Origin of the sequence: Phytobacter ursingii (assembly GCF_001022135.1) — a bacterium.
GTDB lineage: Bacteria > Pseudomonadota > Gammaproteobacteria > Enterobacterales > Enterobacteriaceae > Phytobacter > Phytobacter ursingii.
Window position 1 is genome coordinate 3,332,083 of record NZ_CP011602.1, and the last position, 24,161, is coordinate 3,356,243.

The window sequence follows — 24,161 nt, forward strand, 5'->3', positions numbered from 1 at the left end:
TCGAGTTTTTCGTACTTTGTGCGCTTAAAAATCAGCTAGTTAGCAATTTGTGCACTTAAAAAAATACACGCCGATTATTTAACCGACGTGCAATCAAAATGACATACTTTTACTGGTCAAACTGGCGGAACAACGCTTTCCCTTTCAGTAGACGCGTCCCCAGCCAGCCGCCGCATGCGGACAGTAAGATGGCGCCGCACAGAGGTAACGTGACCCACAACCGCCAGTCTGGCTCCCAGGGAAAGTCAAAGACTTTTGTTTGCAGCACCGCCAGCGCCGTTTCCGCACCGATCGCCGCTACCAGCCCGGAGACGAGTCCGAGCAGCGCAAATTCACACCACAGCGTGGCGCGCAACAAACGCTTACCAGCGCCGAGCGTGCGATACACCACCAGTTCCTGATGGCGCAGGCGCATCCCCACCTGCACCTGAGCCAACAACAGCAACACGCCGCAGAGAGTGACCAGCACGACCATCACTTCCAGCGCCCGGCTCACCTGTTCCAGCACCTGGCCAACCTGTTTTAAGATAGCGCCAATATCCAGCAGGCTGATGGTGGGAAACTCGCGGTTAAGCTGGGTCAACATACCGCTGCCATTCTGCCAGCGGAAACTGGTCAGCCAGCTTTGCGGCTGACCATCGAGCGCCCCCTGCGGGAAGATAAAGAAGAAGTTGGGACGCAGGCTTTCCCAGTCCACTTTACGCAGGCTGGTTACTTTAGCGGTGAAATCTTGGGTATCGCCCACAAAAGTCACGCTATCGCCGGGTTTGATCCCGAGGCGTTTTGCCAGCGCTTCTTCGACCGAGACCTCACCGGCTTTAGGCGGCCAGGTGCCTGCGGTAATCGGGTTGTGGTTTGCCTCATCCCGCTGCCAGGTCAGATTCAATTCGCGGTTCAGCGCCTCATCCGAATTCCCCTCCGTGCTGTGACCGTTAATCTGCGTCAGCCGGGCACGCACAATAGGCCAGAACGCCTGTGGCGCCACATGGTGCGCGGCGAGAAACGCTTTCACCGGCTCAACCTGCTCCGGGGCAATATTAATGAGGAAATAATTCGGGCTTTCCGGGGGAAGCTGTTGCTGCCATCTGTCGAGCAGATCGCCTCGCAGCACCAGCAACATCGCCAGCAGCATGAAAGAGAGCGAGAACGCCGACAACTGACTCAGCGTTGACCATGGCTGGCGTAACAGGCGATTGACCGCCAGACGCAGCGGCAATGTTTTGAGGGTAAGTTTTTTCATCCCCCGCAGCAGCAGCCAGCCAACAATACCGCATAACAACGCCAGCACCACCGTCCCCGCCAGCACTGACCACAGCAGCATGCTGGCCCCCATCAGCCAGGCCAGCAACAAGACAGACACAAGGCTAATAACGGGAAGGTAAAATTTCAGCGGCCAGACATCGGCGACAGCATCACGGCGTAACACACGCACAGGCTGCGTTGCCAGCAATAAGCGCCAGGGCCGTAACCCCACCAACAGAGAAATCATCAGCATGGCGCCAATCGACCAGAGCCACGGCCAGCCGCTGGCGGCAGGCAATGCCACCGGCAGAACCGGCTTAAGCAAGATCAGCAGTATTTTTTCAAACAGCAATCCCATCGCCCCGCCGGTGACAGACGCCAGCACGAGCACCATCAGCCACTGGCCGACGATCAGTTTGCGCAGTTGCGCTCTGCCCGCCCCCAGCGTTTTCAGGATCGCTACCAGATCGTAGCGACTGCGGCAATAATGTCCCATCGCAACTGCCACCGCCGCGACCGACAGCAGCAGGGTTAATAGCGCCGACAGCAATAAGAACTGCTGGGAACGTTGCAATGACTTCCCGAGTGCCCCGTCATCCTGCTCAAGACCATACCAGCGGTGTTCCGGCTTAAGCTGCGGCAATAACCATTTTTCGTACGCGTCCAGTTGCGCGGGCGTCCCGGCAAATTTTACCCGCCAGGTAACGCGGCTTCCCGGCTGTACTGCTCCGGTTTTCGCCACATCCGCCGTGTTCATTAATAACCGCGGCGCCATTTCGAATGGGTTAAAGCCGGAATCCGGCTCCTGTACCACCTCCCCGGCGATACGCAGCGTGGCATCTCCCACATCAATTGAATCCCCGGTGTTCAGTTTTAAAAGCGCCATCAGTCGTGGGGCCAGTAGCACCGTCCCGGCCTGCGGTTTGACCGCTGGCGGCGTAGTTTGTAGTTCACCGTAAAGCGGATAGCTGTCATCCACCGCTTTCACGTTTGCCAGTTGTGGCGTGTCGCCGGCGAAGGTCATGGTGGCAAATGAAAGTTGCTCGCTAACCTTAAGTCCCTCTTTTCGCGCCTCTTCCAGCCAGGCCTGCGGGATTTCACGTGAGCTACGTAGCGCCCTGTCGCCCGCCATAAACTCGCGACTCTGCTGGCTTAATCCTTTTTCCATCCGGTCGCTGATATTGCCCAGCGCCAGCACACAGGCCACCGCCAGACTGAGCGCCAGCCAGACAATCAACAGCGAAGGAGAGCGCCATTCGCGCCAGAACCAGCGGGCAATCATACTTCCTCCCGCAGTTCGCCATTCACCAGACGTAAGCGTCTGTCGCAACGCGCCGCCAGTTGTGGATCGTGCGTGACCAGAATCAGCGTGGTGCCATATTGCTGATTCATTGAGAAGAGCAAATCAGCAATCTTATCGCCGGTCTGCCTGTCCAGGTTGCCAGTGGGTTCGTCGGCAAACAGCAGCGCCGGACGGCCATTAAACGCACGGGCCAGCGCTACACGCTGTTGCTCGCCGCCGGAAAGCTGCGCGGGAAGGTGATCAAGACGTTTACCCAGCCCCAGTTCTTCCAGCAGCCCTTTGGCGCTGGCTCGACTCTGCGCGCTGTTTTCGCCACGCAGCAGGGCCGGAAGCTCGACATTTTCCAGCGCATTCAGCGTGGGGATGAGCATAAAGGATTGAAAAACAAAACCGACATGATCTGCACGTAGCTTTGCCCGCGCCTCTTCATCCATCGCGTGGAGCGGCTGGCCCAGCAGGTTCACTTCACCGCTACTGCCATCATCAAGCCCGGCAAGAATCGCCAGCAATGTTGACTTACCCGAACCGGATTCACCAATCAGGGCGATGGTCTGCGCCCGTTTGACAACAAGCTCAACTCCGGTGAGGATGGAAAGTTCATGCTCTCCCTGACCGACGGACTTCTTAAGATGATGAACTTCAACAATGTTTTCCGCTGGCATTTGGCCTTCCTGTTTCTGCTTCTGTTTAGCCTGCGTGCCGCCGCGGCGGACACGTTACTGGTTCTGGGAGACAGCCTGAGCGCGGGCTATCGCATGGCGGCCAATACCGCCTGGCCTGCGTTGCTCAATGAAAAGTGGCAACAAAAACCGCCTGTCATCAACGCCAGTATCAGCGGCGATACCTCGCAACAAGGTCTGGCACGCTTACCCGCGTTGCTCAAAGAACATCAGCCTCGCTGGGTACTGGTGGAGCTGGGAGGTAACGATGGTCTGCGCGGCTTTGCGCCGCAACAAACTGAACAAACGCTGCGTACCATTTTGCAGACGGTGAAAGCCGCAAACGCCGAACCCTTGCTGATGCAAATACGGCTGCCCGCCAACTATGGACGCCGTTATACTGAGTCATTCAGCGCCATCTATCCTAAGCTCGCCAAAGAGTTTGATGTTCCTCTGTTGCCGTTTTTCATGGAAGAGGTCTATCTCAAACCCCAGTGGATGCAGGATGACGGGATTCACCCGAACCGCGACGCTCAACCTTTTATTGCCGACTGGATGGCGACCCGGTTGGCGCCTTTAGTTAATCACGACTCCTGATTTATCAGGGACGCTTTCAGGTAAAGTTATGCAAAAAACGATCTTAATAACAGGATGTTCCAGTGGTATTGGTCTGGAAAGCGCCCATGAACTCAAGCGTCAGGGCTTTCGCGTTCTGGCGGCCTGCCGCAAAAGCGACGATGTCGCGCGGATGAATCAGGCCGGATTTACCGGCGTACTGCTGGATCTCGACGACCCCGAAAGCGTAGAACGTGCCGCGGACGAGGTCATTGCTCTGACGGAAAACCGCCTGTATGGCATTTTTAATAATGCGGGCTTTGGCCTGTATGGCCCGCTGTCCACCATCAGCCGTGAACAGATGGAACAGCAGTTTTCTGCCAACTTTTTTGGCGCGCACCAGCTCACTATGCGCCTGCTGCCCGCCATGCTCTCGCATGGTGAAGGCCGCATTGTGATGACCTCCTCGGTAATGGGGCTGATTTCGACCCCGGGTCGTGGCGCTTACGCGGCCAGTAAGTACGCCCTGGAAGCCTGGTCCGACGCGCTGCGTATGGAACTGCGTCATAGTGGCATCAAGGTCAGCCTGATTGAGCCGGGCCCTATCCGCACCCGCTTTACGGACAACGTCAACCAGACGCAACGTGACAAACCGGTTGAAAACCCCGGTATTGCCGCACGTTTTACCCTTGGCCCGGAGGCGGTCGTCGCCAAAGTGCGCCATGCTTTTGTAAGCCCGAACCCTAAACTGCGCTATCCGGTCACGGTCGTCACCTGGGTGGTAAGCCTGTTGAAACGCATACTGCCGGGACGAGCAATGGATAAAATTTTACACGGGTGAGTTGAAGGCTCGGCGCCTGTCCCCATGTATGAATAAACACTTAAACAGAGAATGACTCATGTCTGTACAGAACATCGTCAACATTAACGAAGCAAACCTTCATCCGACGCTTGAACAGTCAATGACCACGCCAGTGCTGTTCTATTTCTGGTCCGAGCGTAGCCAGCACTGCCAGCAGTTAACCCCGGTGCTGGAAAGCCTGGCGGCGCAGTATAACGGGCAGTTTATTCTGGCGAAGGTTGACTGCGATGCTGAGCAGATGCTTGCGTCGCAGTTTGGTTTACGTGCGATCCCGACGGTCTACCTGTTCCAGAACGGCCAGCCGGTCGACGGTTTCCAGGGGCCGCAGCCGGAAGAGGCTATACGTGCCCTGCTGGATAAAGTCCTGCCGCGTGAAGAAGAGTTAAAAGCACAGCAGGCAATGCAGCTGATGGAAGAAGGTAAACATGCTGAAGCGCTGCCGCTGTTGAAAGAAGCCTGGCAGTTATCGAAACAGAACAGTGAAATCGGCCTGCTGCTGGCAGAGACGCAAATTGCGCTTAACCGATCTGATGATGCCGAAGCTGTGTTAAAGACCATTCCGCTGCAGGATCAGGATACTCGCTATCAAGGCCTGGTGGCGCAAATCGAGCTGCTGAAAAAAGCGGCTGACACCCCGGAGATTCAGCATCTGCAAGAGCAGGTCGAGAAGAACCCGGCGGATGCCCAACTGGCAACGCAACTGGCACTGCAACTGCATCAGGTTGGCCGCAATGAAGAGGCGCTGGAGCTGCTATTCAGCCATCTGCGTAAAGATTTAGGCGCAGCAGACGGCGAAGCGCGCAAAATGTTGCAGGAGATCCTTGCTGCGCTGGGTACTGGCGATGCGCTGGCCTCCAAATACCGTCGCCAGCTCTACTCCCTGCTCTACTAGTCCCGCCCGCTAAATTTGGGGGTCGCGCTGTTAAGATCCCCAAATTTGGTTAGAATGACATCAAATTAAACAGGAGGTTTATTTGATGCTCATTGTCATCCCCGTTCTTATCTTCGTCGCGCTGGTCATTGTAGGCGCGGGTGTCAAAATCGTTCCGCAAGGATATCAGTGGACGGTGGAACGCTTCGGTCGTTATACCCGTTCGCTCCAGCCGGGTCTGAGTCTCGTGGTACCGTTTATGGACCGCATTGGTCGTAAGATCAATATGATGGAGCAAGTTCTCGATATCCCGTCTCAGGAAGTCATCTCCAAAGATAACGCCAATGTCACCATCGACGCGGTGTGCTTTATCCAGGTTATCGACGCCCCGAAAGCCGCCTATGAGGTGAGCAATCTGGAACTGGCGATCATTAACCTCACCATGACCAACATCCGTACCGTGCTCGGCTCGATGGAGCTCGACGAAATGCTCTCTCAGCGCGACAGCATCAACACTCGCCTGTTGCATATCGTGGACGAAGCCACCAATCCGTGGGGCATTAAGGTCACCCGTATCGAAATTCGCGATGTTCGCCCACCGGCAGAACTGGTCTCTTCCATGAACGCCCAAATGAAAGCCGAACGAACCAAACGTGCTTATATTCTGGAAGCAGAAGGGATTCGCCAGGCGGAAATCGTCAAAGCGGAAGGTGAGAAGCAGGCCAAAATCCTCAAAGCCGAAGGTGAACGGCAGTCGGCCTTCCTTGAAGCGGAGGCCCGTGAACGTTCGGCGGAAGCAGAAGCGCGTGCGACCAAAATGGTTTCCGAGGCGATTGCCGCCGGAGATATTCAGGCCATTAACTACTTTGTGGCGCAGAAATACACCGAAGCGCTGCAGCAAATTGGCTCGGCCAATAACAGTAAGGTGGTGATGATGCCGCTGGATGCCAGCAGCCTGATGGGCTCCATCGCAGGGGTCGCCGAACTGGTTAAAGACAGCGCCAGCGAACGGAAAAAACCATGATCGCCCTGCTCTTTGAACATGCGTACATTTTCTGGTTAAGTCTCGGCGGCCTGCTTCTGGCCGCTGAGATGCTCGGCGGCAACGGCTATTTGCTGTGGAGCGGCGTGGCGGCGGTAGTCACTGGCCTGCTGGTATGGCTGGTTCCCTTTGGCTGGGAATTACAGGGGGTAATCTTCGCGGTCCTCACGCTTATCGCCGCCTGGCTGTGGTGGCTGTGGCTTTCCAGACGGGTGCGCGAACAAAAACCGGCGGATGCGTCGCTTAATCAGCGCGGGCAGCAACTGGTTGGGCGTCGTTTTATCCTGGATAATGCGCTGGTCAACGGACGCGGTCATATGCGGGTGGGGGACAGCTCATGGCCGGTGAGCGCCGAGTCTGATTTACCGGCAGGAAGTAAAGTGGAAGTTATTGCCGTCGAAGGCATTACGCTGCGCGTCAAAGCTGCGGTCGAATAATCGTTATAATACGCAAGGAACGATGGTGAAAAAAAGCCACCTCACGCTGGGCCTGTGCCTCTCATTTGCCGCCAGCAGCGCTGCGCTGGCGTCTATGGATATGGATTCTTGTGCCTGGGCAAGCCCGGGCTGTTTTCTGGTCAGCCCGCCAGTTCTTGGCGTGGCAAACGACACCCGCGATAACCTGCTGCGACTGCTGGATGAGCAAAAAGGCTTTTCGTCCCTGCGCCAGCCTGTCCCGACGGATATCACCCGCAGCCGGGATTTCTATTTCGGCATGCATATGCTGGATTACGATCCCCCGGTGGATGACGACACGGATACGACATCCGGCGAGGATCCCCTCAGCCAGCAAATCGCAACCCTGGGCCTTGATGCCGAGTCGATCAATCACCTGACGTCGCTACAGGACGAAAACGAAAACCGTTTTGTATCGCTGAACACTGATACGCTGTCTGACTTCTTCGCCGCGCTGATTGCCGATACGTCTCTTACCCCCGAGCTGCGCCAGACGCTGGCGAAGACGCGTCTGCTTGTCGATGGCAGCAGCAATGCCCAGGATGAACTTAACAAGCTCAGCGTACCGGATGGCTCCGCCGCCGCGTTTCGCGACTATTTGCAGGCCGCCAATCAATTTTACGCCGGGAATTACACCGACGCGGGACAGCGCTTTGCCGCCCTTAGCACGAACCCGCAGCCGTGGATCGCCGAAACCGCCAGCTACATGCTGATGCGTAATGCGCTCAACGCCAGCAGTGAGAATGCCAACGGCGAATACGGTGATTTCGACGTCACTAAAGTGGATAAGACCCTGGCGCAACAGGCGCGGGACGGCGCGAATAACTACCTCAAAAAATGGCCGCAGGGAAAATACGCCGACTCGACGCAGGGGCTGCTGCGTCGTATCAACTGGTATTTGCAGGACTGGAACACCCTGGCAACACTCTATGAACACATCCTGCCGCAGGCTGGCGACAGCGATGCGCTGAGCGCCCTGATTAACGAAAGCGATAACAAGCTACTCAGTAAAGACCTCACCTGGGGAGACGGCTATTTTCTGAGTGCGCCCGATGCGTCGCTGCTGACCTTTATCCAGACGCTAAGGCTGATGCGCGATACGCAGTGCGAAAATCACGCTCATTGTGTCGATCAGGCGTATCTCGACGGCCTCAAAGCCGATTTCGAGAAAAACAAGCGTGCCGACCTGTGGAACTATTTGCGCCTGATGCTGGCTTACGACAAACAGGATTACGCGACGGTGGTAAAAGACATTACCCCGGCACAAAACCTGCCCGAGCACAATATTCTCGCGTTTAGCGAACAGGCGCTGTACGGCGATGCGCTGATGGGCCAGAAGCAATGGGATGCCGCACGCGATCACTGGTTGCATCTGCTGGATCTCAGCAAAGATGCGGAGCAGCAGCAACTGATCCAGGCAAAACTGGCGGCTACGCTGGTCAACAGCAATGCGCTGGATAAAATTTTCGAGCCGGATAGCCGGATAACCAACCTGCGCTATCGTTCACTGGTGCTGAAAACCAAAGCCTCGCCTGAGCTGCTACGTCAGCAGGCGAGTAAGGGGCCAAACAACGAAGAACGCACCATTGCCCTGCATACCTTGCTGACACAGGATCTGGCACAGGGCCACTATGCTGACTGGTTGCAGGATAAATCCCTGCTCACGGCCATTACAGCCGCCATTCCCGGCGAAGCGTTTGACGATGTGGATGTCAGCGTCTTTCGATGGACAGGCACAGACCCCGAAAAAGCCTATGCCTGCGCATCACTGAACGAGACCGTTGGTGTGCTGAGTAATAATCCTCAGGATAGCCATGCCCTTAACTGCCTGGGTGAGTTTTTCCGCACCACACAAACCGAAATCAGCCTGGCGAAAGACCGTGGCGGCAACGATGCGCTTGATGTCGCCACCCGGCAGGATGATTTTTCCGGGAAACCACATCGTCTGGCATGGTACCAACAGGTGATTAACGACGCGAAAGCAGAACCGGAAGACAAAAGTTATGCGCTTTACCGCGCGGTGATGTGCTATGCGCCATCGGGCTACAACGATTGCGGCGGCGAGGATGTTGATAAAGCCGTGCGTAAAGCCTGGTTCCAGCAACTCAAGCGCGATTATCCGGGAAGTGTATGGGCGAAAAGCCTCAAGTATTACTGGTGATCGCGTTTATCAGTTCCCTGTTTATGTCTGTGGCAAATGCCGCAGACGGGCAGGATTTCTGGTTATGGTCGGGTGTCAAAACAGGCGCTGCGCTGCGCGACGCCCGCACCGTCTATCTGCATCAGGGCGATGTGATTACCCTCTCAGGCACCGCCGTATTTGAGCGCAAAGGATTGCCGGTTAGCCGCCTGACGTTTCCCCAAATCTGGCTGACCGTACGCCTGACGACGCTCGATGTTTCCGATGAGATGCTGGCGCGCCTGAACCGTCTGTTGCTGCGCTGGCAGGCCGCCGGAAACAATGTGGCAGGTCTGCAGATTGATTTTGATGCCGCAACGTACCGCCTCGATCATTACGCGCAGTTTCTGCACCGGCTGCGGGAAATCCTTTCGCCGCAGTTTGCGCTGGGAGTCACGGGCCTGCTGGACTGGGCGAAAACCGGCAGTGTGAAAACACTGAACGCCCTGCCGGTGGATGAACTAGTGGTACAAAGCTATCAGGGTCGCAATACCGTAGAAGATTACACAGCCTACCTTCCGGCGCTGGCCGGATTACGCATCCCGTTTAAAATCGGACGCGTGCAAAACGGCGTCTGGGATCCGCATGAGGAACAGCGCCTTGCCGCCTCGCCATGGTATCGCGGCACGGTGATCTTTATGCTGAACCCTTAGCATGTGCCCGGTGGTGGCAGCAGCCGGAGAGATTATCAATAATCGGGCAATCGGCGCTGTCATCCCCAGGGCAGGATTCCGCCAACGATATGAGCTTCTTACGCATCGCTTCCAGTTCAACAATATGGCGCTCAATTTCCGCCACTTTTTGCAGTGTGCGGGCTTTGACATCCGCGCTGTGACGGGCCGGATCGTTAAACAGATTCACCAGTTCGCCACACTCTTCGAGGTTGAATCCCACCTGGCGTGCCTGGCGTAGCAGTGTCAATTCATTGATGTGTTGCTGCGTGTAGCTGCGGTAGCCGTTTTCCCCGCGCAGCGGCGGCGTCACCAGCCCTTTATCTTCATAAAAGCGAATCGCTTTGCTGGTTAATCCGGTCTTTTTCGCCACAATACTGATATTCACATTCCCCCCTTGACCTTCCCCTTGATGGAAGGTTTAACCTGTAACACAGTTAGTACATGTGATTAATCAGGTCAATCTTTATACGACCTATCATACAGGAAATTAATTATGTCTCACATTACAGAGCTGGAGCTGGACGGGCTGTCCTGCGGCCACTGCGTTAAACGCGTTAAAGAGAGCCTGGAACAACGTGCTGATGTTGAGCAGGCAGACGTTACCCTCACCCATGCGCAAATCACCGGCAGCGCCGATGCCGCTGCGCTTATCGATACCATTAAACAAGCCGGGTACGGAGCGAGCATTAGCCACCCAAAGGCTAAACCGCTGGCAGAGTCATCAACCCCGTCGGAAGCACTGACAGCGGCCACCCCTGAGCTTCCGGCAACGGATGACCTTGATGACAGCCAGCAGCTGTTAATTAATGGCATGAGTTGCGCCAGCTGTGTCTCCCGCGTACAGAAAGCGCTACAGGCGGTTCCGGGCGTCACACAGGCACGGGTTAATCTGGCGGAGCGCACTGCGCTGGTGATGGGCAGCGCCTCCGCACAGGCCCTGGTGAGCGCCGTCGAAGGCGCCGGTTACGGTGCGGAAGCCATTGAAGACGATATAAAACGTCGCGAACGTCAGCAGGAAACGGCCGTTGCCACCATGAAACGTTTTCGCTGGCAGGCCATCGTCGCCCTGCTGGTCGGCGTACCGGTGATGGTCTGGGGGATGGTGGGTGACAACATGATGGTCACCGACGCTAACCGCACGCTATGGCTGTTTATTGGCGTACTGACGCTGGGCGTAATGATTGTCGCGGGCGGCCACTTTTACCGTAGCGCATGGAAAAGCCTGACCAACGGCACGGCTACCATGGACACCCTGGTGGCGCTCGGTACCGGTGCGGCCTGGCTTTACTCGATGAGCGTAAATATCTGGCCACAGTGGTTCCCGATGGAAGCGCGCCATCTCTATTATGAAGCCAGTGCGATGATCATCGGTCTGATCAACCTCGGCCATATGCTGGAAGCGCGCGCGCGTCAGCGCTCCTCAAAAGCGCTGGAAAAATTACTCGATCTGACGCCCCCCACCGCCCGTGTAGTGACCGACGAGGGCGAGAAAACCCTGCCCCTCGCCGAGGTTCACCCCGGTATGACACTGCGCTTAACCACTGGCGATCGGGTGCCTGTCGATGGGGAAATCAGCCAGGGCGAGGCCTGGTTTGATGAAGCCATGCTGACGGGCGAACCCATTCCGCAGGAGAAAAGCATTGGGGATGCCGTGCACGCCGGAACGGTGGTGCAGGACGGTAGTGTGCTGTTTACCGCCAGCGCGGTGGGCAGTCAGACAACGCTATCGCGCATTATTCGCATGGTGCGTCAGGCACAAAGCAGCAAACCGGAAATCGGCCAACTGGCGGATAAAATTTCGGCGGTGTTTGTGCCCGTCGTGGTGGCGATAGCCCTGCTGAGCGGCGCTATCTGGTATTTCTTCGGCCCGGCGCCGCAAATCGTCTATACGCTGGTGATCACCACCACGGTGCTGATTATCGCCTGCCCCTGTGCGTTAGGGCTGGCAACGCCGATGTCGATTATTTCGGGCGTGGGTCGTGCGGCGGAGTTTGGCGTACTGGTGCGTGATGCCGATGCGCTGCAACGGGCCAGCACTCTTGATACGCTGGTATTTGATAAAACCGGCACCCTGACTCGCGGCAAACCGCAAGTGGTAGCCATCAAAACGGCGAATGGCTTTACCGAACATCAGGCTCTGCGCTTTGCCGCCGCGCTGGAACAAGGCTCAAGCCACCCGCTGGCGCATGCTATCCTCGAAAAAACAGGCGAGGAGAGACTGCCGAGCGTGCAGAACTTCCGCACATTGCGTGGCCTTGGCGTGAGCGGCGAAGCAGAAGGCAGTAGCTTACTGCTTGGCAATCAGGCGCTGCTGTCACAACAGCAGGTCACCGTACGCGAACTGGAAGACGAGATGGCATCACAGGCCGCACAAGGGGCAACCCCCGTCCTGCTGGCTGTTGATGGGAAAATTGCCGCGCTGCTTGCCATTCGCGATCCGCTGCGAGAGGACAGTGTCAGTGCCCTTCAACGCCTGCATCGTGCCGGGTATCGCCTGGTGATGCTCACCGGAGATAACCCCACAACGGCGAAAGCCATCGCAAAAGAGGCCGGGATTGATGAGGTGATTGCCGGCGTTTTACCGGATGGTAAGGCTGACGCCATTGCGAAATTGCAGCGCGAAGGCCGCCGGGTGGCGATGGTCGGCGACGGCATTAACGATGCTCCGGCGCTAGCTCAGGCGGATGTCGGTATCGCCATGGGCGGCGGGAGTGATGTCGCGATTGAAACCGCCGCCATCACCCTGATGCGCCACAGCCTGACGGGCGTTGCGGACGCGCTGGCGATTTCGAAAGCGACACTGCGCAACATGAAGCAAAACCTGCTTGGTGCCTTTGTCTACAACTCGCTAGGCATTCCCATTGCCGCCGGGATCTTATGGCCACTGACGGGAACCCTGCTTAACCCGGTGGTGGCGGGTGCCGCCATGGCGCTCTCCTCCATTACCGTGGTGAGCAATGCCAACCGCCTGCTGCGCTTTAGGCCAAAAGACTAACCGCTGCCGCCCCGCCATCCGGCGGGGCAATTGCACCTTTCTCCCCTACGCGCTAGCATGGCGTTTTCATTTCAGGAAGCGCGCATGGGCCTGTTTGACTGGTTAAAAAGCTTTTTTCGCACGCGCCGTTATCCATGGCCCGCTGTCGATATTACGTTGTCGGGCAATCGTCATCTGCATCTGATTGGCAGCATCCATATGGGTACCCAGGGAATGTCTCCCCTGCCCGCCCGACTGCTGCAAAAACTGCGCAAAGCCGATGCGCTGATTGTCGAAGCCGATGTCGCCAGCGGCGGTTCACCCTTTGTCGATATCCCCGATAGCCCGCCCCTGTCAGAACGCCTTAGCCCTGAGCTCCTCATCCAGTTAAGAGAGACTATCGAAGGTCTTGATCTGTCGCAGGATGAATTCGAGACGCGTCCCGCCTGGCATATCGCCCTGGTGTTACAGGCAGTGCAGGCACAGCGGCTGGGCCTTCGCCCCGACTACGGCATCGATTACCAGTTGCTACAGGCCGCACGTCAGTTCTCAACGCCAGTGATTGAACTGGAAGGTACGGAGAATCAGGTCGCTATTTTGCGCCAGCTGGCGGATGACGGTCTTGAACTGTTACAGGATACGCTGACCCACTGGCGTGAAAATGCGCGCCTGCTTCAGGTCATGATGAGCTGGTGGCTGGAATCGCCACCCACCCGTGAGCCGCTGTCGCTACCGTCAACGTTCAGTCAGTCGCTGCATGATGTGCTGATGCATCAGCGTAACCGCGCCTGGTGTGAACGACTGCTGGCACTGCCACCAGGGCGTTATGTGGTCGCCGCAGGCGCACTGCATTTGTACGGTGAAGGGAATTTGCCGTCGCTGTTAGCGCAAAAAAATGGCCAATAAGATTATTGGCCCGTCAAAGAGGAATTTCAGTTTTTATAGTTATACCGAAGCTCGTGCTTCGGACTAGCGGATTGTCGCTCAAACTTTTCGTCACTGCCAATACTATTGCGCAAGATAGTACTATTTTTGCGTGATAAATCGGGCGTAAGCTGGGCGCGTGAAATCACTGTGGTTTGAAGGATTGCTATGACTCCCGCCGTTAAGTTGTTAGAAAAAAACAAGGTTCCTTACCAGATACATACCTATGACCACGATCCAAACGAGACAAATTTTGGAGACGAAGTGGTGCGAAAACTTGGTCTGAACGCCGATCAGGTATACAAAACGCTGCTGGTTGCGGTCAATGGCGATATGAAGCATCTGGCCGTTGCGGTGACGCCGGTTGCCGGTCAACTGGATCTGAAAAAAGTCGCGAAAGCATTGGGCGCGAAGAAGGTAGACATGGCCGACCCGATGGTGGCGCAGCGTACAACCGGTTATCTGGTAGGCGGTATCAGCCCACTGGGGCAGAAGAAACGTTTGCCCACATTGATTGACGCCCCTTCACAGGAATTCGCCACGATCTTTGTCTCGGGCGGCAAACGCGGGCTGGATATTGAACTGGCGGCAAGCGATCTGGCAAAAATGCTGGACGCGAAGTTTGCCGATATCGCCCGCCGGGATTAACGATGCAGCGCAGGTGTTTCCCTCACCCCGCCCTCGCCCTGAGGGCTGAGGAATCCCGGTAATATTACGTTTTACAGCGGTAACACCGCATAATGAGAATAAAACCGTTACAGCGATGACAGGGTCCGGCTGAAAATCGATGAGGCGTTGACGGCTGACCGGGGCCGCCCGCAGGGACGCGGGCGGAGGGGATAGCCTGCAAGGACGCAGGCTGGTCCCCGACCCGAAAGTCAGACGGCATAAGACGACAAAATTGCCGAGAGCAATTTTGAATAGCGCTTGCGCTAGCCCCGTAGGGGTGAGCCCCAGGGATGGGGCGAATAATGGCGCGCCAGCGGCGATTTTCCTGGCCGGGAGCCCGGGTCGCCAGGGTGGTGGCGGTGAGCCACCCTGGCACGTTCACGGGTTCTGTCGCGATAGAAAAGCAAGGAACATACGGTGAACGGAATGACCACCAGAGCCGCATTTTCCCACTCACCCTGGCCTCTTCCTCAGGGAGAAGGCCTGGGTGAGGGCAACATTACTGCCAGCTCACCTCACCCTTCGGCTCGTAAGCCCCCGCATCCAGCGGCGAGTTCTGCTCAATAAATTGCTTGAGCACCTCGGCATCAATAAAGCCGGTATTCACGTATCCCGGTTTATTATCAATGCGCGGATAGCCATCGCCACCGGTGGCGTTAAAGCTTAACGTTGCCAGACGGTAGGTTTTGCCCGGATCGATAGCCTCACCTTTGATTTTCAGGTCGCTCAGTACGCCGTTCTTCGCCACAAACCCGACATTGGCAAACTGCGGATAAGCCCCTGAGTCCGGCTTCATTTTCGCTACCGCAGTGAGATAGTCCGCCAGCTCTTTACCGCTCATATCCGCATAGACCAGGGTGTTGCCAAATGGCTGAACTTTCAGCACATCTTTATAGGTAATGTCACCCTCTTCGATGGAATCACGCACACCGCCGCCGCTCATCACCGCCAGGTCAGCATTGGTACGCGCCATCTGCCCGGCCAGAATCAGACGCGCCAGGTTGGTCTGGACAAAGCGGACTTTACTGCGGTCGCCTTCGAGGTGACCGTTGGTATTGCCGATTTTGACCTCCAGCTGCGCTTTTCCTTTATTCTGGAAAGGCGTCAGCAGGGAGAGCATTTGCTGGTTTTCCTGAATTTCCGGGGTATAGAGTACGCGCTCACTCTTGCCGTTATCGTAAGTGATCTTCTTCTTGAGGTTCACCGGAATCAGTTGATAACGCACCAGCTTCATTTCGCCATTGCGAAACTCAAAGTCTGCACGCCCCACGTACTTGCCCCATTCGTGGGCCTGAACAATCCAGATACCATTCTGCTGATCCGGCGCACAGGGCGTACCCGGAACGTAATTCACCTGCTTTTTATTCTCCGAAGCCATACACACCGGGTCCTGTGAGTGACCACCCACAATCATCGCCAGCGATCCGGCCGGGAGACTTCGCGCCATTTCTACATCGCCCGGCGCATTGGAACCATGGTCGCCATTGTCATAGTGCCCCATATGGGTGGTGGCAAGAATGACGTCCGGTTTCTGGGTTTGTTGCAGCTCTTCAATCACCAGCTTTGCTTCGTCGGCCGGTTTGCGAAACTCGATATCCGTGAAATACTCGGGATTACCGATTTTTGCCGTGTCATCGGTGGTTAAACCGATCACGGCAATTTTCAGCCCTTGCCTGTCAAAAATCATCCACGGTTTAAAAAGACGCTCACCGGTACTTTTCTGGTAGATGTTGGCGGAAAGGAACGGGAATTTGGCCCACTTTTCCTGCTGGCGCAGCACGCTCATCGGGTTATCAAATTCGTGATTGCCCACGGCCATGGCGTCATAGCCAATCAGGTTCATGCCGCGAAAGTCAGGTTCCGCGTCCTGCAGGTCGGATTCCGGTACACCGGTATTGATGTCGCCGCCGGAAAGCAGCAGGACGCTGCCGCCTTCTGCCGCTACCTCTTTGCGAATACCGTCCACCAGCGTTTTTTGTGCAGATAGGCCATATTCGCCATAGTCGTTGCGCCAGAAGTGGCCGTGATGATCGTTGGTATGAAGGATGGTTATCTTATACGTTTTGTCCTGCTCATAGGCTTGAGCCGAACCACTTGCCAGCGTAAAGGCGGCCAGCAGCGCCAGCACCATGCTCTTTTTTAACAATTTCATGCTTCTCTCCCTGATTCATTAACAAACGCAAAAGTACTGTGCCCGGAAAGAATAGACAAATAAGTTTTCAGAATTGCGACTTCCTTCAAACCTTATCCGCAGGTATGTTAGCCAGATAACTATTTCAGTTCTGACAATTCTTACATCGCTAAACCTGACAGAGTATTTATGGCAATCAGTGAAACTCCTCAGCCACTGACCCCGTCTTCCGGGGCAGTCCCTAAGGCTCGCACCGCCTTTGGCATCCTTGGTGCGATTAGCGTTTCCCATCTACTTAACGATATGATCCAGTCGCTGATTCTGGCGATTTATCCCTTGTTGCAAAATGAATTTTCCCTCTCATTTTTACAGATTGGGATGATAACCCTGACCTTTCAGTTGTCGTCATCATTGCTACAGCCGATCGTCGGTTACTGGACGGATAAGCACCCGATGCCCTGGTCGCTTCCCATCGGCATGTGCTTTACTCTCAGCGGTCTGGTCCTGCTGGCGCTGTCGGGAAGCTTTGAAACGGTGCTGATCGCCGCCGCACTTGTCGGGACGGGGTCGTCGGTGTTTCATCCGGAATCCTCACGCGTGGCGCGTATGGCTTCCGGCGGGCGTCACGGGCTGGCGCAGTCTATCTTCCAGGTCGGCGGGAATTTCGGCAGCTCGCTGGGTCCTCTGCTGGCGGCCATTATCATAGCCCCTTACGGCAAAGGTAATGTTGCCTGGTTCGTGCTCGCGGCACTGCTGGCTATCGTGGTACTGGCGCAGGTGAGCCGCTGGTATGCCGCGCAGCACCGGGTGAACAAGGGGAAAAAAGCAGCGACGATAATCAATCCGCTGCCGCGCAATAAGGTAATTCTGGCGGTTTGCATTCTGTTAGTGCTGATTTTCTCGAAATATTTCTATATGGCGAGCATCAGTAGCTATTTCACCTTCTATCTGATGCATAAGTTCGATTTATCCATCCAGAATGCACAGATTCACCTGTTTATCTTCTTGTTTGCCGTCGCAGCCGGCACCGTGATTGGCGGGCCTGTCGGCGATAAGATCGGGCGAAAATATGTCATTTGGGGCTCTATCCTCGGTGTTGCGCCTTTTACCCTCCTTTTACCCTATGCAACGTTGTTCTGGACGGGGGTACTGACGGTGATTATTGGTTTTGTGCTGGCCTCCGCGTTTTCCGCCATTCTGGTGTACGCACAGGAGCTGCTTCCCGGGCGTATCGGCATGGTTTCCGGGCTGTTTTTTGGTTTTGCCTTCGGGATGGGAGGCCTTGGCGCGGCAGTACTTGGGGTCGTTGCCGACCATACCAGTATCGATCTGGTCTATAAAATCTGTGCTTACCTGCCATTACTGGGGATATTGACCATATTCCTGCCCGATAATCGCCATAAAGCATGATTTCTCTCTGGCCAAAGCCTGGCTTTGGCCCCCTTCTTCTCAGTCAAATATGCACTTACAACGGGATCTCTGCTCTCTATGGCCGGGTTGCCGTTTAATTTCGCCCAACGTGCCATTTTCTTCAGAATTCAACGATTATTCATAAACACAATGGTTAAAATTGTCATAAACTGTAACCTGGGTTTTGGTTAATCAACCAAAATGGATCCACGCATTAACGAAAGGAGACGGAATGCATCACGCCACACCGCTTATCACCACCATTGTCGGCGGGCTTGTTCTCGCTTTTATCCTCGGCATGCTTGCCAATAAACTTCGAATTTCTCCTCTGGTGGGTTATCTGTTAGCGGGTGTGCTGGCCGGACCTTTTACCCCTGGTTTCGTTGCCGATACTAAGCTGGCGCCGGAACTGGCGGAGCTGGGTGTGATCCTGCTGATGTTTGGCGTGGGGCTGCATTTCTCTTTAAAGGACTTGATGGCGGTAAAGTCCATCGCCATTCCCGGAGCGATAGCGCAAATCGCCGTCGCCACGCTTCTGGGTATGGCGCTCTCCGCAACATTAGGCTGGTCGCTGATGACCGGCATTGTGTTTGGGCTGTGTCTCTCCACTGCCAGTACCGTGGTGCTGCTGCGCGCGCTTGAGGAGCGGCAACTCATTGACAGCCAGCGCGGACAAATCGCCATCGGCTGGCTGATTGTCGAAGACCTGGTGATGGTTCTGACGCTGGTCCTGTTGCCCGCCGTTGCCGGAATGATGGAAAAAGGCAACGTGGGGCTGGCGACGCTGGCCCTCGATATGGGCATCACCATCGGCAAAGTGGTCGCCTTTATCGCCATTATGATGTTGGTGGGCCGGCGTCTGGTCCCCTGGATCATGGCGCGTAGCGCGGCAACGGGATCGCGCGAACTCTTTACTCTTTCGGTTCTGGCACTGGCTCTCGGTATCGCTTTCGGGGCGGTCGAACTTTTTGATGTCTCCTTCGCGCTGGGCGCCTTCTTTGCCGGGATGGTATTGAACGAGTCAGAGTTGAGCCACCGCGCCGCACACGATACCTTGCCGCTGCGCGATGCCTTCGCGGTGCTCTTCTTTGTCTCCGTCGGCATGCTCTTTGACCCCATGGTGCTGTTTAATCAGCCACTGGCGGTGCTTGCCACGCTGGCAATTATCATTTTCGGTAAATCAGTTGCTGCGTTTTTCCTGGTACGTCTGTTCGGTCACTCGCCGCGTACGGCCCTGACTATCGCCGCCAGTCTGGCGCAGATTGGCGAATTTGCTTTTATCCTCGCCGGGCTGGGTATGGCGCTGGATTTACTGCCCCAGGCAGGGCAAAACCTGGTGCTCGCAGGGGCAATCCTCTCCATTATGCTGAACCCGGTACTGTTCACGCTGCTGGAAAAATACCTCGATAAAACCGAAACGCTGGAAGAGCAAACCCTGGAGGAGGCTATCGAGGAAGAGAAGCAGATCCCGGTGGATATTTGCAATCACGCGCTGCTGGTTGGCTTTGGTCGTGTCGGCAGCCTGTTAGGCGAGAAGTTGATGGCCCAGGGGATTCCGCTGGTGGTGATTGAGACATCGCGTACCCGTGTGGATGAACTGCGCGAGCGTGGCATTCGCGCCGTGCTGGGGAATGCAGCCAACGAGGAGATCATGAATCTCGCGCATCTGGATTGCGCCCGCTGGCTGCTGCTGACGATTCCGAACGGCTATGAAGCGGGTGAGATTGTCGCAACGGCGCGAGAAAAGTGTCCGAACATCGAGATTATCGCCCGCGCCCATTATGACGATGAAGTGGAATACATTGTCGAACGTGGGGCAAACCAGGTGGTGATGGGTGAGCGGGAAATTGCGAACACCATGCTGACATTGCTTGAGAAGCCACCAGTCGTTGAGTCAATGACCGGGTAAAGGTCCGTGCGGCCTGATGCTCTCACCCCGGCCCTCTCCCACAGGGAGAGGGCGAAAATCGTAGCCCGCATGCGCCTCTGTATCGTAGCCCGGATAAGCGCCAGCGCCATCCGGGAAACCATGTAACAATTTAACTCAACGTTACCGCGACCAGTACGACTCTTCCAGACTGTCTTCACGCTCCGGCAGCCCGCGGGACAAACGAGGCGCATGCTGGTTCAACACCTGATAGCTCACACGGTTGGCATATTTACAGACCTGCGCCAGCGACGAGTAAGTCAGCCAGGTAAACTGGTGCTTACTGGAGTTTGGCACATTGATACGGTGGTAATTGTTGGCAGTGATATCATGCAACAAGGCCGCCAGCGCGCCATCTCCCGCCCCGTTGGTATTCATGATTTTTTCCGGGCCGCCCATGTACGGGGCAATATGCGAATAAATGCGCAACGGCCGCTGGCAATCTTTATGGCGCATCGCGCGGCTGAATTCATACTGATTAAATTCGGCGATAGCCCCTGGCAATAAAGGATGCTGCGTCTTGCGTTTCGCTTCATCTTCGGTAAACCCGGCCATATATAGCCCCACCGGACCTGCGGTGCACAGCACCAGATCAACCCAATCCAGTGCCTTATCCGAGGCCAACAGCGGATCGCTTTCTCCGGTTAACGCCTGCGCCTCTTCTTCATTCATCGCCAGAATGGAGACGTGCTCTTTCAGGAAGTTTTGCCACCACTGAGGGTTATCCGCTATCACATATTTCGTGCCGAGCGTCAGCACCACCGGAACGTTGTGTTTTTTAGCGTAAGCCACGGCCTGCATGGTGGCTTCCGGCATCGGCTCACCCGGATTACAACGCACCAGGTAAGAGGTCAGCACCAGGGCGGAGGCACCAGCGATAACCGATTCAGGAATACTTTCCGGACGCAATTGATTCATATGACCGGGACTAATGGCGAACGTACGCTCACCCGACTCGCTGATAAGCGTAAAGCAGCGGCCAATTGCGCCGTCTACGCCTTGCAGATAGTTCAGGTCGGTACGACTTGAGGTATTGCACAGGTAGCGATAGGCATAGCTACCAATCTGAATATTGCTGCACATCACCCCCAGTAACACCGAGCGGTCATCCGCCAGCACCGAGTAGTTGTGCATGGTATTGCCAATGGTGCCGCCCGCAAACTGGTGGGTAATTAAGTTTTCACGCACCAGTTCCTGATACAACGCCTCGGCCACATCGTCTGCAATCACCAGAGAGTGACCGGCGCTCAGACCGTAACGGGCGATAAACGCATCATCCACTTTCGCTTCGATATCCACCAGCGTCTGGTCAATGCCAACCACCCAGGAGGCACTTGCTTCATTCTCTGGCTGAATTTGCTGCAATAACGGATCGCGGGCGTTAACAGGAAAATAGTGTTTAGATTTACGTTTACCGGGAAATTTCATGGTCATCGTTACGGGTGAGGATTGGGCCAGGAATGGTAGCACATTCCCTGCCTCTCGCGATCGGCATTACACCGCAGACATGTTCAATATCGGCTACGCAGATCCCGGTTCAGCTCGTGATGCCCCTTACAATGAAGACTGTTTACCGGAGGACATCATGGATAAAGGGAATAAAATACGCGTTCCTGAGTGTATCTCTGCTGAAATGCAGCAAATATTACGTTTTCAACAGGAAAATCCGCCACCGCTACCGGATGGCAATGATTATCCCGCTCTGCGTCGGGCCTATAACGAAGAACGGCGCTACTGGAACGCCGGGGGCCCCGAAATGCCGACCAAAGACATCGATGTCGCCACGCGCTATGGCTCTGTTCGCACGCGCATCTACGCTTCGGGAGAAAAAGAGTGTCCGGCCACGCTTTTTTATCTTCACGGTGGGGGCTTTGTGCTGGGAAATCTTGATACTCACGATCGCATCATGCGACTGCTGGCACATTACACACAATGTACGGTGGTCGGGATCGATTACACGCTTTCACCTGAGGCGCGCTTTCCACAAGCCATTGAGGAAGCCGTGGCAGTATGCCAGTTTTATGCACAGCAGGCTGACACCCTGAACCTGAATATGCAGCGTTTCGGGTTCGCAGGAGACTCTGCTGGCGCAATGCTGGCGATAGCGACCGCATTGTGGATACGCGATCACAATATTGACTGCGGGCAAATGACAGCGCTACTGCTCTACTATGGTCTGTATGGTTTACAGGATTCGCGAAGCCGCCGGCTCTATGGCGGCACATGGGATGGCTTAACCCGGAAAGATTTACACGATTACGATCGGGCTTATCTGCGCGATGAACAGGATCGCGAATCGCCTTATTACTGCGTGTTTAACAACGACCTGACGCGGGCTATCCCGCCCTGTTTTATCGCCAGCGCCGAATATGATCCCTTGATAGATGACAGCGAAACCCTCTACGCAATCCTTCAGGAGCATAACGCGCATTGTCGTTATCAAATGTATCCGGGAACACTGCACGCGTTTCTGCATTACTCACGCATGATGGAGACCGCAGATCGTGCGCTACGTGACGGCGCACGATTTTTCTGCGAAAACAACCGTTAACGGTAGGGCCGGGTAAGCTGAACCATCATTTCGATATGGTCCGGGGAATCATTAAGCGCTGGAATGTATTCATATTTCTCGCCGCCCGCTTCGAGGAAAAACTCGCGGTTCTGCACGGCGATCTCTTCCAGAGTCTCAAGGCAATCGGCGGCAAACCCAGGAGACATGACCTGAATATGTTTTACCCCCTTCTCACCGAGCATTTTCATGGTCTCATCGGTGTAGGGCGTCAGCCAGGGCTCCCGGCCAAAACGAGACTGGAAAGTCATCATCACTTTCTCTGGCGGCAGTTCCAGAGCTGAGACCAGCTCACGCGTGGTGTCCCGGCAGCGCTGCGGGTAATCGTCACCCTCATCCGCATAGCGTTGTGGAATGCCGTGATAAGAGAGCAGCAGCAAGTCGGGTTCGCCATGGCGAGCAAAGGAGGCACGCACGCTATTTGCCAGCGCGTTGATATAAGCAGGGTCATCCGCATAGTCGCGAATAAACGAGATGCCGGGAATATGGCGTTTCGGGGCGAGGATACGCGCCAGTTCGTCCCATACTGCCGCCACCGTTGAACAGGAGTATTGCGGGTAGAGTGGCAGCACGACAATATGTTCAACACCTTGTGACTGTAGCTCTTCCACCGCGCTCGCCAGCGATGGCGAGCCGTAACTCATACCCAGCGCAACGGGAACGTCAGGGAGACGGGCGGCCAACGCGGCTTGCTGTCTGCGACTGTAGACCATCAGCGGCGAGCCCTCTTCCATCCACACGGACTGATAAAGCTTTGCGACGCGCGGAGAGCGCACAGGCAGAATGACACCGCGTAGCAACGGCCACCACAGTAAACGGGAGGTATCGACGACGCGCTGGTCGCTTAAGAATTGCCGCAAATAGCGCTTAACGGCCTCGGGAGTGGGAGCTTCGGGGGTACCAAGATTGGCCAGCAGAATACCTGCTTTCGTCTGACTCATTCGCGCCTCTTAACCATTGAACTGGTTAATGATTGTAACTGAAAAGCGCGTAAACGAAACCAATCACAGCGATTGGAAGATTATCCCCGGCGAACACCGGGGATAAAGGCGATTAGCCGAGGATTTTTTCCAGCTCTGCACGCACGTCAGCCACGGCTTTGGTGCCGTCAACTTTTGCGTACTTGGTGTTACCTGCCTGCGCTTCTTTGGAGTAGTAACCGATCAACGGCGCCGTCATCTGATGATATTCCACCAGACGCTTACGGACAGTTTCTTCCTGGTCATCTTTACGGGTGGTCAGCTCTTCGCCGGTCACATCGTCTTTGCCTTCCACTTTCGGTGGGTTGAATTTAACGTGGTAGACACGACCCGACGCGGCATGCACGCGGCGCCCCACGATACGGTCAACGATCAGCTCATCCGGTACATCAAATTCCAGGACGTAATCGACCTTGATACCCGCTTCTTTCATCGCATCAGCCTGCGGGATAGTGCGTGGGAAGCCATCGAGCAGGAAGCCGTTGCGGCAGTCTTCCTGGGCAATACGCTCTTTCACCAGGGCGATAACCAGTTCGTCAGTCACCAGCTTACCGGCATCCATGATGTCTTTTGCTTGCTTGCCCAGTTCGCTGCCAGATTTCACAGCGGCGCGGAGCATATCGCCCGTGGAGATTTGCGGAATACCGTATTTCTCCATAATGAACTGTGCCTGAGTTCCTTTACCCGCGCCCGGAGCGCCAAGCAGAATAATACGCATTGCGGAAATCCCCTCAA

At 55.7% G+C, this 24,161-nt stretch carries 20 protein-coding genes; 13 read left to right on the top strand and 7 right to left on the bottom strand.

The genetic code is table 11. The features are described 5' to 3' along the window. Positions 1–109 precede the first annotated feature (109 nt). Positions 110–2,524, bottom strand: a complete 2,415-nt coding sequence (gene ybbP / locus AB182_RS19395) for a putative ABC transporter permease subunit YbbP (protein WP_047371524.1) — start codon at positions 2,522–2,524, stop codon at positions 110–112. Next, positions 2,521–3,207, bottom strand: a complete 687-nt coding sequence (ybbA, locus tag AB182_RS19400; RefSeq protein WP_047371525.1) for a putative ABC transporter ATP-binding protein YbbA — start codon at positions 3,205–3,207, stop codon at positions 2,521–2,523. Before ybbA ends, ybbP begins: the two co-directional genes overlap by 4 nt. Between ybbA and tesA the strand changes: the two genes are divergently transcribed. The 7 genes from tesA to AB182_RS19435 all read left to right on the top strand — a co-directional run bounded on the left by tesA (position 3,175) and on the right by AB182_RS19435 (position 9,821). Next, positions 3,175–3,801 carry a multifunctional acyl-CoA thioesterase I/protease I/lysophospholipase L1 gene (gene tesA / locus AB182_RS19405; RefSeq protein ID WP_139153716.1) on the top strand — a complete coding sequence of 209 codons (627 nt, stop codon included), beginning with the start codon at positions 3,175–3,177 and terminating at the stop codon, positions 3,799–3,801. The genes ybbA and tesA overlap by 33 nt on opposite strands. Positions 3,802–3,829: 28 nt before the next feature. Then, positions 3,830–4,600, top strand: coding sequence for an SDR family oxidoreductase (locus AB182_RS19410; protein ID WP_047371526.1), 771 nt, complete (start codon positions 3,830–3,832; stop codon positions 4,598–4,600). 58 nt (positions 4,601–4,658) lie between these two features. Then, positions 4,659–5,513: a co-chaperone YbbN gene (locus tag AB182_RS19415; RefSeq protein WP_047371527.1), complete on the top strand. Its 855-nt coding sequence runs from the start codon at positions 4,659–4,661 to the stop codon at positions 5,511–5,513. 85 nt (positions 5,514–5,598) lie between these two features. Then, positions 5,599–6,516, top strand: coding sequence for an SPFH domain-containing protein (locus AB182_RS19420; RefSeq protein WP_047371528.1), 918 nt, complete (start codon positions 5,599–5,601; stop codon positions 6,514–6,516). Next, complete coding sequence (locus tag AB182_RS19425) at positions 6,513–6,971, top strand: NfeD family protein (RefSeq protein WP_047371529.1); 459 nt, start codon at positions 6,513–6,515, stop codon at positions 6,969–6,971. Before AB182_RS19420 ends, AB182_RS19425 begins: the two co-directional genes overlap by 4 nt. 22 nt (positions 6,972–6,993) lie before the next feature. Continuing rightward, positions 6,994–9,150, top strand: a complete 2,157-nt coding sequence (locus AB182_RS19430; RefSeq protein WP_047371530.1) for a hypothetical protein — start codon at positions 6,994–6,996, stop codon at positions 9,148–9,150. Further along, complete coding sequence (locus AB182_RS19435; RefSeq protein WP_047371531.1) at positions 9,120–9,821, top strand: DUF3142 domain-containing protein; 702 nt, start codon at positions 9,120–9,122, stop codon at positions 9,819–9,821. The genes AB182_RS19430 and AB182_RS19435 overlap by 31 nt, the downstream gene beginning before the upstream one ends. Here AB182_RS19435 and cueR read toward each other — a convergent pair. Then, a complete protein-coding gene (gene cueR, locus AB182_RS19440; RefSeq protein WP_047371532.1) occupies positions 9,805–10,227 on the bottom strand; it encodes a Cu(I)-responsive transcriptional regulator in 423 nt (140 codons plus the stop codon). The genes AB182_RS19435 and cueR overlap by 17 nt on opposite strands. 108 nt (positions 10,228–10,335) lie before the next feature. Between cueR and copA the strand changes: the two genes are divergently transcribed. The 3 genes from copA (at position 10,336) to ybaK (ending at position 14,388) form a co-directional block, all read left to right on the top strand. Then, positions 10,336–12,837, top strand: a complete 2,502-nt coding sequence (gene copA / locus AB182_RS19445) for a copper-exporting P-type ATPase CopA (RefSeq protein ID WP_047371533.1) — start codon at positions 10,336–10,338, stop codon at positions 12,835–12,837. A gap of 84 nt (positions 12,838–12,921) precedes the next feature. Continuing rightward, positions 12,922–13,722, top strand: coding sequence for a TraB/GumN family protein (locus tag AB182_RS19450; protein WP_047371534.1), 801 nt, complete (start codon positions 12,922–12,924; stop codon positions 13,720–13,722). A gap of 186 nt (positions 13,723–13,908) precedes the next feature. Then, positions 13,909–14,388: a Cys-tRNA(Pro)/Cys-tRNA(Cys) deacylase YbaK gene (gene ybaK, locus AB182_RS19455; protein ID WP_047371535.1), complete on the top strand. Its 480-nt coding sequence runs from the start codon at positions 13,909–13,911 to the stop codon at positions 14,386–14,388. Positions 14,389–14,908: 520 nt separating this feature from the next. On the opposite strand, the gene ushA is transcribed toward ybaK, so the two are convergent. Beyond that, positions 14,909–16,561 carry a bifunctional UDP-sugar hydrolase/5'-nucleotidase UshA gene (ushA, locus tag AB182_RS19460; RefSeq protein ID WP_047371536.1) on the bottom strand — a complete coding sequence of 551 codons (1,653 nt, stop codon included), beginning with the start codon at positions 16,559–16,561 and terminating at the stop codon, positions 14,909–14,911. A 168-nt stretch (positions 16,562–16,729) separates the two neighbouring features. On the opposite strand from ushA, the gene AB182_RS19465 reads away from it, so the two are divergent. Both AB182_RS19465 and ybaL read left to right on the top strand, forming a co-directional pair. Then, positions 16,730–17,950, top strand: a complete 1,221-nt coding sequence (locus tag AB182_RS19465) for an MFS transporter (protein ID WP_047371537.1) — start codon at positions 16,730–16,732, stop codon at positions 17,948–17,950. A gap of 232 nt (positions 17,951–18,182) precedes the next feature. Further along, positions 18,183–19,859, top strand: a complete 1,677-nt coding sequence (gene ybaL, locus AB182_RS19470; RefSeq protein ID WP_047371538.1) for a YbaL family putative K(+) efflux transporter — start codon at positions 18,183–18,185, stop codon at positions 19,857–19,859. 141 nt (positions 19,860–20,000) lie between these two features. Here the strand turns inward: ybaL and AB182_RS19475 are convergent, their stop codons facing one another. Next, positions 20,001–21,305, bottom strand: coding sequence for an inosine/guanosine kinase (locus AB182_RS19475; protein WP_047373376.1), 1,305 nt, complete (start codon positions 21,303–21,305; stop codon positions 20,001–20,003). Positions 21,306–21,462: 157 nt separating this feature from the next. On the opposite strand from AB182_RS19475, the gene aes reads away from it, so the two are divergent. Continuing rightward, positions 21,463–22,428: an acetyl esterase gene (aes, locus tag AB182_RS19480; protein ID WP_047373377.1), complete on the top strand. Its 966-nt coding sequence runs from the start codon at positions 21,463–21,465 to the stop codon at positions 22,426–22,428. Here the strand turns inward: aes and hemH are convergent. Together hemH and adk are read right to left on the bottom strand one after the other, a co-directional pair. After that, the gene (hemH, locus tag AB182_RS19485; RefSeq protein ID WP_047371539.1) at positions 22,425–23,387 is read right to left on the bottom strand and encodes a ferrochelatase; all 963 of its coding nucleotides are present in this window, start codon (positions 23,385–23,387) and stop codon (positions 22,425–22,427) included. The two genes, aes and hemH, sit on opposite strands and share 4 nt — an antisense overlap. Positions 23,388–23,499: 112 nt before the next feature. Continuing rightward, a complete protein-coding gene (gene adk, locus AB182_RS19490) occupies positions 23,500–24,144 on the bottom strand; it encodes an adenylate kinase (RefSeq protein ID WP_041852454.1) in 645 nt (214 codons plus the stop codon). Positions 24,145–24,161 lie beyond the last annotated feature (17 nt).

Coding starts and splice junctions, on each gene's coding strand:
- tesA (WP_139153716.1), top strand. CDS start 3,175: ATGATGAACTTCAACAATGTTTTCCGCTGGCATTTGGCCTTCCTGTTT.
- AB182_RS19450 (WP_047371534.1), top strand. CDS start 12,922: ATGGGCCTGTTTGACTGGTTAAAAAGCTTTTTTCGCACGCGCCGTTAT.
- ybbP (WP_047371524.1), bottom strand. CDS start 2,524: ATGATTGCCCGCTGGTTCTGGCGCGAATGGCGCTCTCCTTCGCTGTTG.
- ybaK (WP_047371535.1), top strand. CDS start 13,909: ATGACTCCCGCCGTTAAGTTGTTAGAAAAAAACAAGGTTCCTTACCAG.
- hemH (WP_047371539.1), bottom strand. CDS start 23,387: ATGAGTCAGACGAAAGCAGGTATTCTGCTGGCCAATCTTGGTACCCCC.
- AB182_RS19425 (WP_047371529.1), top strand. CDS start 6,513: ATGATCGCCCTGCTCTTTGAACATGCGTACATTTTCTGGTTAAGTCTC.
- aes (WP_047373377.1), top strand. CDS start 21,463: ATGGATAAAGGGAATAAAATACGCGTTCCTGAGTGTATCTCTGCTGAA.
- AB182_RS19410 (WP_047371526.1), top strand. CDS start 3,830: ATGCAAAAAACGATCTTAATAACAGGATGTTCCAGTGGTATTGGTCTG.
- ybbA (WP_047371525.1), bottom strand. CDS start 3,207: ATGCCAGCGGAAAACATTGTTGAAGTTCATCATCTTAAGAAGTCCGTC.
- ushA (WP_047371536.1), bottom strand. CDS start 16,561: ATGAAATTGTTAAAAAAGAGCATGGTGCTGGCGCTGCTGGCCGCCTTT.
- copA (WP_047371533.1), top strand. CDS start 10,336: ATGTCTCACATTACAGAGCTGGAGCTGGACGGGCTGTCCTGCGGCCAC.
- AB182_RS19435 (WP_047371531.1), top strand. CDS start 9,120: ATGGGCGAAAAGCCTCAAGTATTACTGGTGATCGCGTTTATCAGTTCC.
- AB182_RS19415 (WP_047371527.1), top strand. CDS start 4,659: ATGTCTGTACAGAACATCGTCAACATTAACGAAGCAAACCTTCATCCG.
- AB182_RS19465 (WP_047371537.1), top strand. CDS start 16,730: ATGGCAATCAGTGAAACTCCTCAGCCACTGACCCCGTCTTCCGGGGCA.
- ybaL (WP_047371538.1), top strand. CDS start 18,183: ATGCATCACGCCACACCGCTTATCACCACCATTGTCGGCGGGCTTGTT.
- AB182_RS19430 (WP_047371530.1), top strand. CDS start 6,994: ATGGTGAAAAAAAGCCACCTCACGCTGGGCCTGTGCCTCTCATTTGCC.
- AB182_RS19420 (WP_047371528.1), top strand. CDS start 5,599: ATGCTCATTGTCATCCCCGTTCTTATCTTCGTCGCGCTGGTCATTGTA.
- AB182_RS19475 (WP_047373376.1), bottom strand. CDS start 21,305: ATGAAATTTCCCGGTAAACGTAAATCTAAACACTATTTTCCTGTTAAC.
- adk (WP_041852454.1), bottom strand. CDS start 24,144: ATGCGTATTATTCTGCTTGGCGCTCCGGGCGCGGGTAAAGGAACTCAG.